12 protein-coding genes and 1 other RNA gene are annotated in these 16,060 nt (G+C 50.9%); 7 read left to right on the top strand and 6 right to left on the bottom strand.

Going from position 1 to position 16,060, the window contains the following annotated elements; all coding sequences use genetic code 11:
* From BLQ88_RS34720 to BLQ88_RS34710, 3 genes are all read right to left on the bottom strand, one after another.
* Positions 1-224: ISAon1 family transposase N-terminal region protein (locus BLQ88_RS34720; protein ID WP_445447085.1), on the bottom strand; the 224-nt coding region annotated here is incomplete at its 3' end.
* Between the two features lie 161 nt (positions 225-385).
* Positions 386-757: a transfer-messenger RNA gene (ssrA, locus tag BLQ88_RS34715) on the bottom strand.
* A gap of 145 nt (positions 758-902) precedes the next feature.
* A complete protein-coding gene (locus tag BLQ88_RS34710) occupies positions 903-1,889 on the bottom strand; it encodes a GlxA family transcriptional regulator (RefSeq protein WP_090157616.1) in 987 nt (328 codons plus the stop codon).
* Between the two features lie 123 nt (positions 1,890-2,012).
* On the opposite strand from BLQ88_RS34710, the gene BLQ88_RS34705 reads away from it, so the two are divergent.
* Positions 2,013-2,582 carry a dihydrofolate reductase family protein gene (locus BLQ88_RS34705; protein ID WP_090157615.1) on the top strand — a complete coding sequence of 190 codons (570 nt, stop codon included), beginning with the start codon at positions 2,013-2,015 and terminating at the stop codon, positions 2,580-2,582.
* 85 nt (positions 2,583-2,667) lie between these two features.
* Here the strand turns inward: BLQ88_RS34705 and BLQ88_RS34700 are convergent, their stop codons facing one another.
* Together BLQ88_RS34700 and BLQ88_RS34695 are read right to left on the bottom strand one after the other, a co-directional pair.
* The gene (locus tag BLQ88_RS34700; protein ID WP_090157614.1) at positions 2,668-3,276 is read right to left on the bottom strand and encodes a RhiA family protein; all 609 of its coding nucleotides are present in this window, start codon (positions 3,274-3,276) and stop codon (positions 2,668-2,670) included.
* Positions 3,277-3,386: 110 nt separating this feature from the next.
* Complete coding sequence (locus BLQ88_RS34695) at positions 3,387-4,451, bottom strand: phosphatidylinositol-specific phospholipase C1-like protein (RefSeq protein ID WP_090157613.1); 1,065 nt, start codon at positions 4,449-4,451, stop codon at positions 3,387-3,389.
* 264 nt (positions 4,452-4,715) lie between these two features.
* On the opposite strand from BLQ88_RS34695, the gene BLQ88_RS34690 reads away from it, so the two are divergent.
* Both BLQ88_RS34690 and BLQ88_RS34685 read left to right on the top strand, forming a co-directional pair.
* A complete protein-coding gene (locus BLQ88_RS34690) occupies positions 4,716-5,840 on the top strand; it encodes a TlpA disulfide reductase family protein (protein WP_176885194.1) in 1,125 nt (374 codons plus the stop codon).
* A gap of 97 nt (positions 5,841-5,937) precedes the next feature.
* Positions 5,938-6,924 (top strand): hypothetical protein, encoded by a 987-nt coding sequence (locus BLQ88_RS34685; RefSeq protein ID WP_090157611.1) that lies wholly within the window; start codon positions 5,938-5,940, stop codon positions 6,922-6,924.
* Positions 6,925-6,932: 8 nt separating this feature from the next.
* On the opposite strand, the gene BLQ88_RS34680 is transcribed toward BLQ88_RS34685, so the two are convergent.
* Positions 6,933-7,622, bottom strand: coding sequence for a DUF3575 domain-containing protein (locus tag BLQ88_RS34680; protein WP_090157610.1), 690 nt, complete (start codon positions 7,620-7,622; stop codon positions 6,933-6,935).
* Between the two features lie 158 nt (positions 7,623-7,780).
* On the opposite strand from BLQ88_RS34680, the gene BLQ88_RS34675 reads away from it, so the two are divergent.
* From BLQ88_RS34675 to BLQ88_RS34660, 4 genes are all read left to right on the top strand, one after another.
* Entirely contained in the window at positions 7,781-8,371 is a 591-nt protein-coding gene (locus tag BLQ88_RS34675) for an HD domain-containing protein (protein WP_090157609.1), read from the top strand.
* A gap of 16 nt (positions 8,372-8,387) precedes the next feature.
* Positions 8,388-11,513, top strand: a complete 3,126-nt coding sequence (locus tag BLQ88_RS34670; protein WP_090157608.1) for a ligand-binding sensor domain-containing protein — start codon at positions 8,388-8,390, stop codon at positions 11,511-11,513.
* Positions 11,514-11,638: 125 nt separating this feature from the next.
* Entirely contained in the window at positions 11,639-12,646 is a 1,008-nt protein-coding gene (locus BLQ88_RS34665; RefSeq protein ID WP_090157607.1) for a DUF6242 domain-containing protein, read from the top strand.
* Between the two features lie 137 nt (positions 12,647-12,783).
* Positions 12,784-16,053 (top strand): DUF1553 domain-containing protein, encoded by a 3,270-nt coding sequence (locus BLQ88_RS34660; protein ID WP_090157606.1) that lies wholly within the window; start codon positions 12,784-12,786, stop codon positions 16,051-16,053.
* The last annotated feature ends 7 nt before the right edge of the window (positions 16,054-16,060 follow it).

The following is a 16,060-nucleotide window of genomic DNA, read 5'->3' as shown; positions in this document are numbered from 1 at the left end:
TGAAGGAAGACCTTATGGCCCCGAATTGGAAAATCCTGAACAGTAATCATCGGAAAGAACCCTTTGGAGAGCAAATTCTTCCTCTCCGGGTCATTCTCATCCGCATTCTTCTCATCTATATGCACGTGAAATACTCCATCCTGACGGTCGATGGATGTCAATTCAAAATTTTCAAGGATAAACTCTGGTAATAGAAACTGGATAATAGGCAAGAAACTCTCCAAAACGAACTAGGTTGATTAAAAACACAAACCTAGAAAATCCTATGCGCTCCACAAGTTTTTGATTTGATCCTGAAAAATGAATATTTTGAGAGAGCGAGCAGAAAATAAAAAGCCCGCAAATCAAAGATTTACAGGCTTTTTAAAGTATTCGATTTGCTTTAAAGTGGAAGCGGAGGGAGTCGAACCCTCGTCCAGAACAGGGAAAACCTGCGCCTTCTACATGCTTATCCGTGATTCGGTTTTCGAGCCTGACAAGGTTCCCGGCGGACCTGCGTCATAGCCTTAGATACTAGAGTCTCGTTGGTTTTACGCATCAATATACCAACCAGCGCTGCGGTTCGACACCTCTGGACCCACCCGGCAGCACGTGAGGTGGAGAGATGATGGCATTTGGTTAATCCTCCGGATTAAGCAGCCATGGCGTAAGTAGATTCGCCAGTTATTGTTTGAGAATATTATTTACGGGAGGTACTCTCAACTCCCGACATGCTTACACACAAGCCCTCAGCCCGCTGTCAAAACCGGTCACCCCCATTTGGTAGTGCAGCTTTGGATAAGCCAAAGTTCGTTTGCAGATAAGGTTACAATTGCGCAGCACGGAAAGTTTCATCCGCGTGAAAAAAAATTTACATCAGGAATCGGCGTGCGAATGCATTCCGGATTCGTGGCGTCCGGTTGCTACCGTTCCAGCAGCTCGCGGCGGCTGTATTTGTTGCGGTAATCCACTGGTGTCAGGCCGGTTATCTTTTTAAATACGTCCCTGAACGTTTTGGTATCGGTATAGCCCACTTCGTACATCACTTCGCTCACATTCATTTTGCCGGATTCTAGTTTTCTTTTGGCGGCTTCGATTTTCACGCGCTGCACATATTCGTTCACGGTGTTGTTGGTGAATTTTAGGAAACGGCGCTGGAAGTTTCGGGTACTGGTGGCGAACTTGTCGGCCAGCTGGTCGATGGTGATCTTTTCGAGGTAGTTTTGCTCGATGAAATGCTGGGCCTTTTTTACGTCTTCGTCGGTGTGGTCTTTTTGTCCTTCGAAAATAATAAAGGGCGATTGGCTCGGTTTGTCGATGTCGATCACGAAGCTTTTGGCGATCTGAATGGCCATTTCGCGGCCCGCATGCTTTTCGATCAGGTATACGAGCAGGTTCAGGTACGAAAACGCGCCGCCGCTGGTATACAGGCCATCTTCGTCGGAAATGATCTTCGACGGGATCATCTTCGCTTCCGGATAGGTTCTTCTGAACTCGTCTGCCAGCATCCAGTGCGTGGTGCAGGTTTTACCATTCAACAACCCCGTTGCCGCCAGCAGGAAAGCACCAATGCACAAGCTGGCAACCTCGGCGCCCTGGTGGTATTGCCGGGTGATCCAGGGTAAAAACGCCCTGTTCATCTCCAATGCGGTAGGCTGGTCGCCTTGCAGGGAGGGGATAATGATCAGGTCGGTTTTCAGCACGTCGTCTATCAGCACATCCGGCACGATGGTAAAGAGCCCGTTCCGCTGGGGCACCTGCTGCGCCAGTCCGACGAGTTGTATTATAAAAAGCGGGTCTTCGCCTTTCTTAGCACGTATCACATTTACTTCCGACAATATTTGCAGGCTGCCTTCAATGTTTACCAGGCTACTCTGACCCAACGGTACGATGATCGAAATATGCTTCATAAAAAGTCTTCGGATGATGTGGCGTTATATCCCCCTTCAATTGGCATTAAACCCTATAAATATTCCGCCTGGCCGGTAATAGCTTTGTACTATGATACTTTAAAACAAACAAATTAAATCAAAATGAGAAAGTTAGTTTTATTTGCGCACATGTCGCTGGATGGTTTTGCAGGAGATATCAACGGCGGGCTGGACTTTTTGTCTTATGACGGAGAGCTACAAAAATACGCCGAGGAGCTGGTAAAAACGGTGGGCGCGCCCGTCTACGGCAAAAACACGTATCACCTGATGGAAGGCTATTGGCCTACGGTACTGAACAACCCCAATGCCGGCGGGCATTCGCTGGAACATGCTAAATGGGTGCAGGATATTCCCAAAGTAGTATTTTCGACAACCCTGGAAGAGGCGAGCTGGAATAACACCACGCTGATCAAAGACAATGTGGTAGAAGAGGTGAACAAGCTCAAACAGCAGCCCGGCAAAGACCTGGTGATATTCGGCAGCCCCGGCCTCGCCAGAAATTTTATGAAGCTCGGGCTGATCGACGAGTACAAACTTACCCTGCATCCGATCATTCTCGGGAATGGTATCAGCCTTTTTGATAAGGAAATAACAAGAAGCCAGCTGGAATTATTGGAAACGAAAACCCTCAAATCGGGCGTGGTTACCTTGCATTACGCGGCGAAGAAGTAGAAGGCCGGAGAAGTAGCGGTAACGAGATAGCAAAGCAGAAAAAAAGCCCTTGCAAATCCGCAAAGGCTTTTTCTCTGCATTATTATTAATCCAGTCCCGGAGTTATTGCCCAGGTGAAATCCGGATTCAGTGTAACATTCATTGTGTAGATGCCAGGAGGAAAATCGATTTTCGCCGCCTCGGTATTTCCGTCCGGGTCGAGTAACTGTCCTTGTTGAAGGTCTCCGAATGTTACCCAATATTCGAAACGCGGGACAAACTGGAATTGCATGTTGGGCTGCGCCTGCACGGCGAGTGTAGCAGCTCCCGACATACCTATCGCGATACTGGCGTTGTTGGGAACAACACTACTGTCGGCGATTGCAACCAGCGTACCCTGCCGGTACCCGGTTCTCTGATTTACGAATCTATAATCACGATTATCTCTGGTCACCGTAATTTCATTATCTGCCGTCAGGCTCGTAGGCGCATTTCCTCCGGCGTTGAAAACCATCCCGGGGCGCAATCCGCCGGTTTTGGCCCAAAAAAAGAAGAGATCCGTGTTCCAGGAAATGGCCACTTTTGCCTTGGGAGCGGCAGACTCCACACGCCACGCAAGTGGAAAAGAGTTAAAACTGTCGTCTTTTTGGTTGAACACACAGAAGTTGCCGGCTGAACTGGAATTATTAGTAAAATTGATTGTGAAGGTTGACATAACTTGATGATAGATTAAAGTTCACATTATTACTCGACTCGACTTCATAAATTATGTCAACCATCAATCTACTTCGATGTATTATTAACCGGTAAATAAAACTAATTTGACTAATTGACGAATAGCGGATTAGCCCTGAAATACTTGTTACCGTCAAAGCTTACCGAATAATCCGATTTGAAATGCGTGCTTTTCAAATAGTAATCCGTCGTCACGATCTGCGCGCCTGAATTGCACGCGGCCGTGAAACCGCTGCGGTCGTTTTCGCGGGCCTGCTTCGTGTCCGAATCGGCACGGGTGCGGATAATGTAACCCTTCTTCACAAGGCCTTCGATGGCCGGATCTTTGGGATTGTTGCGGATCGTCATGGCCGCTTCGGGCGTGCCCGGGTCTGCGCATACGAACATCACGCGACCTTTCAGCGACGGGTGGCCGGCAATGTACATGTCCCGTTTTGCGCCGTGGTCGTCGAGCAGGAAGAGGAACTTGCCTTTTGCATTTTTCACCGTCGGCCAGTTGCCTGCGAGCACGGCACTTTCCAGGTTTTCGTATTTGCCTCTCACCATATCCGGCGTGATAATGTGGTTTTTACCAAGCTTTTCGGTGATTACCTTATCCAATGCTTCGAAAGTTTTTTCGGTAAAGTTCTCTGACGACCCTAAGCTGTTGTTGTCATTCGAAACGCGGCCTTTGGCTTCGAAAGTAATGAACACCGGCGTGTGGTCCGGATGTGCTTCCGACCATTTCCGGAGATCTTCCAGGCATTCGTCGAGCGTGAGGTAATAGCTGCGGAAATCGAGGTCGGGCACGTGCAGGATCTTGAAACCCGGCTTGCTCATCTTGCCTTCCGGGTCGAAAGCCTTCTGGTTGGGCGCCATATCCAGCCCTTTCGGGTGCGCGTAACGACCGCCTTTTTCGTCGGAATAGGTATCGATTTCCAGGTTGCGCAAGCCCATATTTAGCTGATCCACAATAGAAATGTGCTCGTAATCGATCTTGCTGGCCGCCACGGAGTCCTTCTTTTGGAATAACTTGAATAATGCAGGGTCGATCGCCTGCTTGTAACTGTTGTGCGAGCCTATGAGCTGGATTTTGTTGATCGGCAGATCGTCGGTATCCGCGATTTGTGAAGCAGTGAATGCCAATGCTGCAATGCAGGTCAGGATGGTTTTCATAAAAGAAATGAATCGAGAGCCGGAACGAGGTCCGGCTGTCATGGTGGTTAGCGGTTTATTTAAACTATTTGAATAACTGATTAATAGACAAGGTTTTGTGTGTGTTTTCGAATCGGACGTGACTTCCGATGCCGGAAACGGGTACAATCTCCGGCAAAAATCTTTATTCAACGTTAAGTTAACGTTAGCATCAGTAAGTTATCCGTTATGTCACCTTTTGTTGCTAAAATTAGACAAACGCTCACCTTTCAAACAAATCCTGCCATGCGATACACCTACCTGTTGATTACCATGCTGTTGTCGAGCTTCGTGAATGCACAGAACGGTGCATTTACGATAGAGGGCAAGCTCGGAAGCCCCCAATCCGGGAAAGTATTGTTTTACATCGCCGATATCATATCAGGTACGGTACGCGCCGACTCAGCCGATGTGAAAGGCGGGCGCTTCACTTTCAAAGGCAATACACCCGCGCCGATGAAGGCGATCCTTTATTCGCTTGCCGATAACAGTCGCCTGGATTTTTTCGTCGAACAGGGCAAAATCCGCGTGGAGAGCAAGGACTCGCTGAACAATGCCCTTGTGAGCGCGGGAAAGCTGAATGCCGACTTTGCGGTACTACGTAAAATAACCGACGTGATCGAGAACGACCGGCGCAAATACGACCAGGCTATGAAAGCAGCCATGGACGCGTCGCCGGAAAAAAAGCAGGATGTGCAGTTTCAAAAAGATTGGGAGCGTAAACGGAAAGCCTCGCAGGAAGAGCTGACAAATGCCTACCGTGAATTCGCCCAAAATAACCCGGACAATACGGCGTCCGTCTTTGCAGTGGCAAGTATCACCGGCCAGGAAAACGACCTCGCCCAAATGAAATCCCTGTTCGAACGGCTGGGCGAGCCGGCCCGCAACAGCGCGCTCGGCAAAACATATGCCGCCAAAATCGACAAGCTCGAACGGGTTGGTATCGGCGCCATTGCGCCCGCTTTTACGCAGGCGGATACGGCGGGTAAGGCGGTGTCATTGAAGGATTTTCGCGGGAAATACGTGCTGATTGACTTCTGGGCGAGCTGGTGCGGCCCCTGCCGGGCGGAAAACCCGAACCTGGTGAAAGCTTATGAGCGCTACAAGGACCGGAATTTTACGGTGGTCGGCATTTCCCTGGACAGGACCACGGCCAGGGCCGCGTGGCTGAATGCGATCAAAAAGGACGGGTTGCCATGGACGCAGCTTTCGGACTTAAAGGGCTGGGATAATGAGGTTTGTAAAATGTACAGCATCGAATCGGTACCCAAGAACTTCCTGGTCGATCCGGACGGCAGGATCGTGGCGAAGGATTTGCGGGGCGAGGCGCTCGATAACAAGCTTTCTGAGTTACTGGCGGAGAAGAAGTGAGGAGAAATCCGGTTCAAAGTTGTTACTTTGTGCCGGAGGTTTTTCCTCGTGAACCATGGCATCCCACCGTTTCAGGTGGTCAATAAAATCCGCTTGCATGAACCAAATTGATGTTTGTATAAACTATTACGGAAAGCCGTACCACACTGCCGTAACACTTTTGACACTTTGGAAACATTCTTCCAGACACATTAACAAGATTTATTTGGTTATCGAAAAAATACAACCCTATTACCAATATGATGTAATCCCTTTGTTGAAGTATTATCTCAAAGGGCTCCCTATCGAATACGTTTATCCCCAGTATTTCTATTATTCCGGCAACCCCGACGAGTCGTGGCTTACCGACCCTGAAAAGCGCTTTGGGCTCAAATACCAGTATGCGCTCGAAAAGTCGGATAAGGAATTTCTGTTCCTTTCCCACAACGATTGCCTTTACGAAGATGATTTGTTAGGTAAAATGCTGGCGAAAACGCAGGGAGAAACCATTGCGGGAATAGGTCTGGTAGGTCAATGCTGGAACTGCCCCGCATTTTTTGCCAAACTTTGCGACGGCAGCCGGTTTGAAACTTTTGTACCAACCAAAGAAGAGCTGAAAGAACTGGTGGACACCTACAAGCCACCACGCGCTGCGATCCATTATAAACTCATAGAACGGGATATCATACACCCGTTGCCGGAATGCCGGTTGAATGAATATGCCTGCCTGGTAAACGTGCCCCTGTACCGCCAAAACGTAGTTCCGACGGGTGATATTCTGCCATTCGGCGGAGGCTGGCACGGCACCGACTGGGGCGCGATCTGGTTCCATTCGATGTTCAACAGGGGCTACAAATTCATTAATTTCCCCTTCGAACCGCTTATGCAGCACGCGCCATTCTCTCAAAATGGCAGCGGTCACCGTGCCGACACCGAATTTGATTTGTACAAAAATTCCGAAGAAGGCGCGAAGACTTATTTGCTCGCCAATAATTTAATCCCGAAAGACATACCGCTCGGTTTAAAACTGGAAAAGCAGGCGATCAAAACGAAGCACCAGATCAGGAACACTTTGATTAAAATCAAAACGAAAATGGTTGGTTAACGGCGCATTCATTGCGGCTTATTCCAAAGTAATATGCCTATTCGTAAGCCCGCAGAAATATGCGCGGCAATCCTTTTTCCGGCTGTATAGTTTTCGCCTTCGAAGAATGGGTCGGACTTGCTGAAAGTTTTGTTTTGATAGTTGGAATAGATCGGGTTGGTTTTGGACAAGCCTAAACCGGAGAAGAAATCCAGCGTCATGCGCCTGCCCATCAACATGCGCCCGCCGATTTTTCCGATCATCCCGATCTTGGTTTTGCTGAAATCCGCCTGATCGAAATTGACTTGCGTACTATTGTTGCCGGTCGTGTAATGATAGCTCTTTCCGGCGGTCCCCTTCATCGTGGAAGCAAACCCCTCAGCGGCGATATACCAGCCAATGCGCTCGCGCTTCAACCAGTAAAATTTAACTTCGGGCCGTATCTCAAAGAGCCGATACGCCCCTTTTTTCCACCTGGGCTCACTGAATACAAACTCTGTGTTTCCTTTGATCGGGACGCCGATGCCCAGGTTCATACCCACCGACCAGCGGTTGCCAAACATCATTTCCGACCCGAACCGTACAGCCGGATCAGGAAAACCGAGCGGCACCACATCTACATGCACATCGATACTTCGTTGGGATAGATCGGCTGACCGCTGCGCATTGGCCGACAGGGCAATCAGCAAGGATAGCATTGCAAAGTAGAAAGGCTTCATATGAATTGGAATAGTTGGCAGTTCGTTGTCTGAGGCAAATCTATTTAAGTGTAAATTAATAAACTTTGCGTTACATCTGATCGCAGAGTGTAAGTAGCTTTACTATTTTCCCCGAATGCCTCGTAAATTTGTCTTTTACAATAAACAGGCAAGAGGCAATGGATTTAAGTAACATTCTGAAACAGATCGAGTTTGTAAAGGAAATCGACAAACTCAAATACATCCAACGTAAAACCCGGCTTTTCAATAGCGACCGGAACGAAAACGACGCGGAGCACAGCTGGCACCTGGCGGTGATGGCCATTGTGCTGGCGGAACATTCCAATGTGCCGGTGGATGTGCTCAAAGTGGTGAAAATGGTACTGATACACGACATCGTGGAGATCGACGCCGGCGATACCTTCATTTACGATACCCAAAAGAACCATACGAACACGGACGACGAGCGGCTGGCGGCTAACCGGATTTTCGGCATGCTGCCCGCAGAACAGGCCGCGGAACTGATCGCGATCTGGGAGGAATTCGAAGCAGGGGAGACCAGCGAAGCCAAATTCGCACGCTCCATGGACCGCCTCGAACCGCTCCTTCAAAACAGCTCCAACAACGGCGGCACGTGGAAGGAATTTGGTGTGAAATACGAGAAGGTGTACGAGAAAAAGAAAGTGATCAGGGAAGGATCGGAAGCGCTGTGGGCCTTTGCAGAAGGGTTGATCAACGATAGCGTTGAGAAAGGGATTCTGGAAAAGTAGTCGGTAAAATCCTCCAATGAAATTTCCCTTCATCTTTCAGACTATTACCAAATGGCTGCCACTGGTTGCAGTCATTTTCTTCATTTCAGGCCGGAATGCAATAGCCCAGGACGTATCAAAGTTCTCCGTCCGGCATTTTACCGACGAGAATGGCCTGCCTCAAAACAGTATCAAGGCCATTGCGCAGGATAGCCTGGGATTTCTCTGGCTGGGCACCGAGAACGGGGTCGTTCGCTTCGACGGGACTAATTTCAAAGTTTACGATAAGTCCAATATCGGCCTTAGCCAGAACCGTATCTCCGATTTCCAGCCGGCGATGCAAGGAGATGATGCCGATTTTTACGTTCGGGAGGTCGACAATCGTCTGATACCCGTGAGCCACGGCCGGATAATCGCAGGCACCCATAGAGTAAATGCCGTAAACAGACTGAAACTTCCGGGCTCCGTAGATGCTGCGTCGGTTTCACTAATCACCGGAAGCATTGTTTATAACGAAATGCCCGCCATTGCCGTCACCATCATATCGGGCACTGTCGGGCGATTTTTTGCCTACTACCATGACCGCCACATCGAGTTATTTGACCGCTGGGAAAAACAAGCCAGTGTGGACGCGAAGGATTTCGACCTGAACCGGATGTTCCGCATTGGAGGAAAAATGCTGTTTCTGGGAAAGCAGGGAAAGGTTACAATGCTGGACGGAGAGGCCGGGCTGAAAAGGTATGATTTGCCGTTGGCGGGTGATATCCTGCGCAATCCGGAGTTCGGGGGTGTTACAGAAAACATTGGTTTATACTGGAACAATTCCGTGAACCAGGCTTTCTTTCTGGTAGGTAACAGCCTCTACGCGCTCGATCTGCAAATGCGGACGGGGAAACTGGAAACCCGCCTCATTCTCGACGGATTTGATGTGCGGGGCCATTCTATCAAAACCATTTACGCTACCGGGGATTTCCGAAGGATTTTCTTGGGCTCTACCGCAGACGGGCTTTACGAATTCACCAGAAACGATTTTGAGGTACTCACCACCGAAACTTCGAGCAATGTCTTTTACGCCCAGGCGGCCGTTAACGACAGTACCGTCATGGTTTCTACCGGTTTTAATTTGGGAATGAGCACTTCCGCTGTGCCGTTTCAAAAGCGGTTACCGGCCATCGCCGGATTATCTCCCTGGCCGTGGTACCTGATGGTCGACAGCGGCCAGAACCGGTGGCTACGCCAGAACGATGATATTGTCAGGTTTGCACCGGATGATCAACGTGTTATCGGAAGGTGGGGCTTCGACGATGAGCCCGCGGGAATGTTCCAGGACCCGACCGGTAGAGTCTGGCTCCAGATCGCCGACGGCAAGCTCTACCGGTTCGATCCGAAAGGCAGTAGGGAGCCAGTTTTCTTTGTAATGGGACCCAAAGACCCGGCCTGTTTTGCCTACCACAACGGTACGCTCTGGATCGGGGCTAATAAGGGGCTGCACGCGATCGATATTGCCACGCGGAAGGTTTCGCTCGTCCCGGGCACCGGGGAAATGAACCTGCGCAGCATTTACCTTGCCGCGCCGGGCGAATTATGGTTTACCACCTACGAACACGGCTTTTTCCTGCTGCGAAATGGCAAGCTGCACAGCTTCCCGGTCGATCAGAAGAGTTACCTGTCCACGTCGCATTGTATTTATGAGGATAAAAATCATTTCTTCTGGATCACTACAAACAAAGGGTTATTCCAAATTTCTAAAAAGGACCTGATCCGTTATACCGAAGCAGGAACGGAGACGCCTTATTATCACTACTATTCGCGTGAAAATGGGCTCAGTACCAATGAGTTCAATGGCGGCTGCCAGCCTTGTGCGGTGCGTCTGAAAAACGGCTACCTGTCGCTGCCGTCAATCAAAGGCCTGGTGTGGTTCAAGCCCGAATCGATCAGTCCGGAAGTACCGTCCGGCGCTTTTTTCATCGATGAAGTGCAGGTAGGAGGGAAGCACGCAGCGTATTCTTCCGACCGGCTCGATCTGCCCCACTACCCGGACGAAATCCGGATAACGATCGCTTCCGCATATTTTGGTAACCCCGATAACCAGCGCTTCTTCTACGCCCTGGCGGCCCGTGGCGAGAAACCGGAAAAATGGACGCCTCTCGACAATGAAGGGACGATTCATTTCAGCAGCATGCCTTCCGGCGAGCACACGCTGGTGGTTCGCAAGCACACGGGCTTCGGGGATGATGATGTGAAGGAAATCCGGTTCAATATCCATGTCGAAAAAGCCTGGTACGAAACGCTTCTCGCGAAAAGTGCCGCTACGCTGCTATTTGTAGCCGGTGTGTTCGGAGCGATGAACATCCAGAACAGGCGACTTACCAAACGGAATGAAGTGCTTGAAGAAGCCATCTCGAAACGTACCGAGTCGCTGAACCAGACGCTGGACGCACTTCAGGACTCCGAAAACTCACTCGCACGGCAGGTACAAGTGCAGGCGCGTATGATCACATCGCTCACACATGACGTGCGCACGCCGCTCAATGCAGCGAGATCGGTTTCGGCGGAAATTGAAAGGTTAGTCGCGGAAGAAAAATATGGAATGGTTTCGCAAATAGGCAATTCCATCACGGAAACACTCGCGCGGGTGAATGTGCTGCTCGAAAATACGGTCAATTACATGAAAGTACAGCTGATCGATGAGAAGGCAACTTCGGACACTGTGCATGTTCATGATCTTGTAACACAAAAATTGCGTCTCTTCACCCTCGTAGCCGAAAAGAACGGTACCAAACTGGTGAACGACGTCCCGCCGGACCAGCAGCTCAGGTGCAATCACTACCTGCTCGGTATTGCCGTGAGCAACCTCATCGATAACGCGATTAAAAATACCCTGAAAGGCAAGGTTACAGTGAGTACTCACATCACCGCGGATCGCGTCACGATTTCCGTCTCCGATACGGGTTACGGCATCCCCGACCGGATCATCGCCTGGCTAAACCAGAATCCCATTGCGGGTAATACGTCGGAATCTTACCCGACGAACGGGATAGGGTTGCTGATTGTGAAGGAAGTAAGCAGAATGATGGAAGCCGAAATTGCGGCAGAACGGTTGGAAGTAGGAAGCCGGGTATCGGTGTCGTTCTCCGTCAGGCCGGACGATCCGGCATCGTAATGGTCGCCTGGGCTTTGGACGTGCATACAGGGAGCGCGTTTGGTCTACATTTTCACCGGTTTATCTACATTATTTTTTCCGGTGCAGGCATTTGATTTCCTTTACACATCATCAAATGCTCAGCTATGAAAACGCTTAGAAATTGGCTCGTAATCAGCCTTTTGGTTTCGATACTGGCCTGCTTTACCCGCGACGGCGACCCTGCGCCGCTTAAACCCGCTTACACGTGGAAGGAAATGCTCCCGGCCGGAAACGGTTCGCACCAGTACGAGTGGAAACAAGGCACGTTCCCGATGGGACTCGTACCGCACATTGCATTCGGCGGTAAACTCTGGATGGTGGGACAAAAGGCGTCCTGGTCGTCGGCGGACGGCATTACCTGGACGCACCACGCCAAAAAAGACTGGGGCGAACGCATTTATATGGCAGGCATTTACTTCGCCGGCAAGCTCTGGCAAACCGGCGGTATGCGGTATCAGGAGCGGGAACTTACGAACGAAATGTGGAACTCCGAGGATGGCTCCCAATGGCAAAAAGCAGCCAATGCAGCATGGGAACCGCGAAAAGGGCAGGGTTTGGTTGTATTTAAAAATAAACTGTGGCTCTTCGGCGGTACTTCGAAGATCTCGAAGGATTTTGAATCGGTGGAAATGAAAAACGACGTATGGTCGTCGGCCGACGGCTTGAAATGGATGCAGGAAGTGGCCAAAGCGCCGTGGTCGTCCCGCGATTCCCCGCAGATGGTGGTAATGCGTGACACGCTTTACATGGTGGGAGGGCAGGGCCTGGCCGACGTATGGCGCTCGCCCGACGGTAAAAACTGGACGCAGCTCACTGCGGAAGCAGGCTGGAAAAAGCGCCACGATGCGGGTGTACACGCATTCGACGGCAGGTTGTGGGTATTCGGCGGCCGCGATCTCAACCCCGATCATTACAAGGGAGCCCTGAACGATGTTTGGTTCTCTTCAAATGGCACCGAGTGGTTCCGCCACGCCGAACATGCCCCGTGGAGCGTCCGCAGCGGAGGCCATAGCATCGTATTCCACGACCAGCTATGGATTTTCAGCGGCAAGCATACCGGTGCCGATCCGGTTTGGAAAGGGGATGCCTGGGTGCTGCAAAGACGCAAGTGACGATACCAGCATTTGTCTGATTGTAGACTGGTGGTTATATAGGAAAAGTTAAATAAAAAATTTTAATCACAATAAATGACTAAGAATTAGGGTAGTTTGGCTTTTAACTTCATAGAGGGGCATAAAGACAGAAACCCATGAAGTCGTTTGCTTTTTTGAGGTGTGGAAAAATAGGGATAGCAGTCTGTACAGGCCTGCTGTTCCTCGTTGGCTGCGGTGTGGAAAAGCCGGAAGAAGTAGAGCTCGCATTGAAGGAAATACCGGCGGAGCTGGATTTTAACTACGATGTCAAACCGATCCTTTCCGACAAATGCTTTGCTTGCCACGGCCCCGATGCCAAAAAGCAAAAGGGCGGCTTGCGGCTGGATACCGAAGAAGGCGCTTATAAAGCACTCAAAAAAGCCAAAAACCGCCACGCGATCGTGCCTGGCGACTTGGCTGCCAGTGAAGTTTACACCCGACTTGTATCGCAAGACCCCGAGGTGAAAATGCCGCCGCCTGCTTCCAATCTCACATTATCCGTCAAAGAAATAGCGGTGCTCACACGCTGGATCGAGCAGGGTGCGAAATACAAGCCGCATTGGTCGTTCATCAAACCCGAAAAAGCGGCGATACCCAAGCCGAAACTGGCCGGATGGGCTCGCACGCCGATCGATCACTTTATACTGGAAAGGCTGGAAAGGGAGCAGCTTTCGCCTTCCCCCGAAGCAAGCCGGGAAGACCTGATCCGCCGGGCGAGTTTCGATCTCACCGGGTTGCCGCCGACGCTGGTCGAAATCGACGCATTTGTGGCGGATAAGTCGCCCGATGCCTATGCGAAGCTGATCGACAGATTGTTGCAGTCGCCGGCGTACGGGGAGCGGATGGCGAGCGAATGGATGGATATTTCGCGCTATGCCGACAGCGACGGTTACCTTGACGATAAGCACCGCGATTTTTCGCCCTGGCGCGACTGGGTAATCAGCGCATTCAACCGGAATATCCCTTACAACCGCTTCGTTACCATGCAATTGGCCGGCGACCTTTTGCCTGATAAGACCAAAGAAACCATCCTCGCCACCGCATTCAACCGGCTGCACAAAAAGAGCTCCGAAGCCGGTATCGTTTTCGAGGAATACCGCGTGGAATACAATGCCGACCGCGTGCAGACCCTCGGGCAAGGCATTCTCGGTCTCTCCGTGCAATGCGCCCGCTGCCACGACCACAAATACGACCCGATCAGCCAGGAAGCTTACTACAAAATGTTCGGGCTTTTCAATAGTACCAATGAAACCGGCAGCCCTGTTTACGGCCCCGACCAGACGCCCGGCCCGGCATTGCTCCTAACCAGCCGGGAAAACGAAGAAATGCTCCGTTTTTTCGACCGGAAAATCACCGGACTGAGCAACCAATTGGCTGGTACAAAGGATAATGCGGAGGAGGATTTCAAAAAATGGCTAAGTGCCGGTGCGTTGTCCAAAAAGCTGCTGGATGAAAAAGCCCGCGAGGGAATGGTAGCCTGGTATCCATTTGAAAAAGCTGCAAAAACTGCCGAAGGCAAGACCGTCATGCCCAATATGCTGAACCAGAAGCAGCTGGCGCAATGCAACGAGATCATCCTGAAACCCGGTGTGAAGGGCAATGCCTATTTCTTGTCGGATTACAATTCGATCAAATTCGGCAACAATATCGGCTGGCATGAGCGTACCGAGCCTTTTTCGGTCGAATTGTGGATCAAACCGAATACGGTATATCCCGACGCGGGTATTTTTTACCATTGTGAAGACCTGCGCCTTGGCTATAAAGGCTATTTGTTACGCCTGGAAAACAACAAGTTGCAGTTTATCATCGCGCATTCCTATCCGCAGAATGCCATTCAGGTGAGTACCCTCGCGCCTGTGCCCGCGAAGCAATGGACGAAGGTTACCGTCACTTACGACGGTTCCAGTAAGGCAGCCGGGGCGAAGATTTATGTCAATGGCGAGGCGGCCAAAACGGCTGTCGATGTCGATAACCTTTACAAAGGCATTTTGTACGAAAAGGATATTCATACTTATGGTTTTCAGGGATTTATGGTCGGTCAGCGGAACTTGCTCATTCCGTTTAAAGACGGCGGGATCGATGAATTGAAAATCTACGATAAAGCGCTTTCAGCTCTTGAAATTTTATACAACCATAACCCGGAAAAGGCCGCTGAAATGCTGAAAACGCAGGCTTCGGCGGGACAACGGGCAATGGTGAAGGATTTTTACAATGCCCGTTTCAATGCAAAGGCAATTGCACTGCGCGACAGCCTGAAAGCCCGCATGGATGAGCAGAACAAGCTCATCAACAGCATTCCCGAACTGATGGTCATGGGCGATCTTCCCAAACCCCGCCCGACCTACCTGCTCACGCGCGGCGCCTACAATGCGCCCGGCAAGCGCGTAACCCCCGGCGCGCTCGATGCAGTAATGCCTTTTGAAGGGAAATTTCAGCAAAACAGGCTGGGCCTCGCGCGCTGGGTTTTCGACCGGAACAATCCGCTTACCGCGCGGGTATTTGTAAACCGTATCTGGCAAATGCATTTCGGGAACGGCATCGTACGCTCCTCCGCCGACTTCGGTAACCAGGGTAACCTCCCGTCGCATCCCGAACTGCTCGATTGGCTGGCCGTCGATTTCATAGATTCAGGTTGGAATATTAAAAGGCTGCACAAGCTGATCATGCTTTCGGCAACTTATCGGCAGTCGTCCAAAGTAAGCCCCGAGCTGCGGGAAAAAGACCCGGAGAATGCATTGCTGGCAAGAGGCGCCCGGTTCCGGTTTACAGCGGAAATGATACGGGATAATGCATTGGCTATCAGTGGAATATTAGTAGATAAAATAGGGGGCAAAAGCGTATACCCTTACCAGCCCGCCGGGCTCTGGGACGAGCTGAGCGACAAGGTGTGGCGCTACAAATACCAGCAGGAACCCGGCGACGGCCTGTACCGCAGAAGCCTCTATACGATCTGGAAACGAACCTCGCCGCCGCCGTCGATGCTGATTTTCGACGCGCCGGAACGTGGCGAATGCGTGGCCAGACGCCGCTCCACCAGCACGCCCTTGCAGGCATTGGTCCTGCTCAACGACCCGCAATATGTGGAAGCGGCCAGGGCATTGGCAGAGAAAGTTTTACACGAATGTAAAAACGGTGGCTTGAATGCTACCGACCTTGCATTCAGGCTGATAACCGGCCGCAAGCCCGACCGCACTGAGCAACGGATACTGACGGGATTTTACACCGACGAGCTGAACCGCTTCCGCGCACAACCCGCCCAGGCGCTCGAATACCTGCGTACGGGAGAGCGGAAGTGGGACACGACGCTGCCGCCGGCGGACATTGCGGCATTGGCGACAGTTTCGAGTTCGATCATGAATACCGACGAAGGGCATACCCGTAAATGATATTGTT

This window comes from Dyadobacter soli, assembly GCF_900101885.1.
In the GTDB taxonomy this organism is placed as follows: Bacteria; Bacteroidota; Bacteroidia; order Cytophagales; family Spirosomataceae; genus Dyadobacter; species Dyadobacter soli.
Note: the sequence above shows the minus strand (reverse complement) of the source record. Positions and strands in the feature narration are given on the sequence as shown.

What these genes read in the sequence shown, in the direction of transcription:
- BLQ88_RS34710 (WP_090157616.1), bottom strand. Translation starts at nt 1,889, where the DNA reads ATGAAGCATATTTCGATCATCGTACCGTTGGGTCAGAGTAGCCTGGTA.
- BLQ88_RS34705 (WP_090157615.1), top strand. Translation starts at nt 2,013, where the DNA reads ATGAGAAAGTTAGTTTTATTTGCGCACATGTCGCTGGATGGTTTTGCA.
- BLQ88_RS34700 (WP_090157614.1), bottom strand. Translation starts at nt 3,276, where the DNA reads ATGTCAACCTTCACAATCAATTTTACTAATAATTCCAGTTCAGCCGGC.
- BLQ88_RS34695 (WP_090157613.1), bottom strand. Translation starts at nt 4,451, where the DNA reads ATGAAAACCATCCTGACCTGCATTGCAGCATTGGCATTCACTGCTTCA.
- BLQ88_RS34690 (WP_176885194.1), top strand. Translation starts at nt 4,716, where the DNA reads ATGCGATACACCTACCTGTTGATTACCATGCTGTTGTCGAGCTTCGTG.
- BLQ88_RS34685 (WP_090157611.1), top strand. Translation starts at nt 5,938, where the DNA reads ATGAACCAAATTGATGTTTGTATAAACTATTACGGAAAGCCGTACCAC.
- BLQ88_RS34680 (WP_090157610.1), bottom strand. Translation starts at nt 7,622, where the DNA reads ATGAAGCCTTTCTACTTTGCAATGCTATCCTTGCTGATTGCCCTGTCG.
- BLQ88_RS34675 (WP_090157609.1), top strand. Translation starts at nt 7,781, where the DNA reads ATGGATTTAAGTAACATTCTGAAACAGATCGAGTTTGTAAAGGAAATC.
- BLQ88_RS34670 (WP_090157608.1), top strand. Translation starts at nt 8,388, where the DNA reads ATGAAATTTCCCTTCATCTTTCAGACTATTACCAAATGGCTGCCACTG.
- BLQ88_RS34665 (WP_090157607.1), top strand. Translation starts at nt 11,639, where the DNA reads ATGAAAACGCTTAGAAATTGGCTCGTAATCAGCCTTTTGGTTTCGATA.
- BLQ88_RS34660 (WP_090157606.1), top strand. Translation starts at nt 12,784, where the DNA reads ATGAAGTCGTTTGCTTTTTTGAGGTGTGGAAAAATAGGGATAGCAGTC.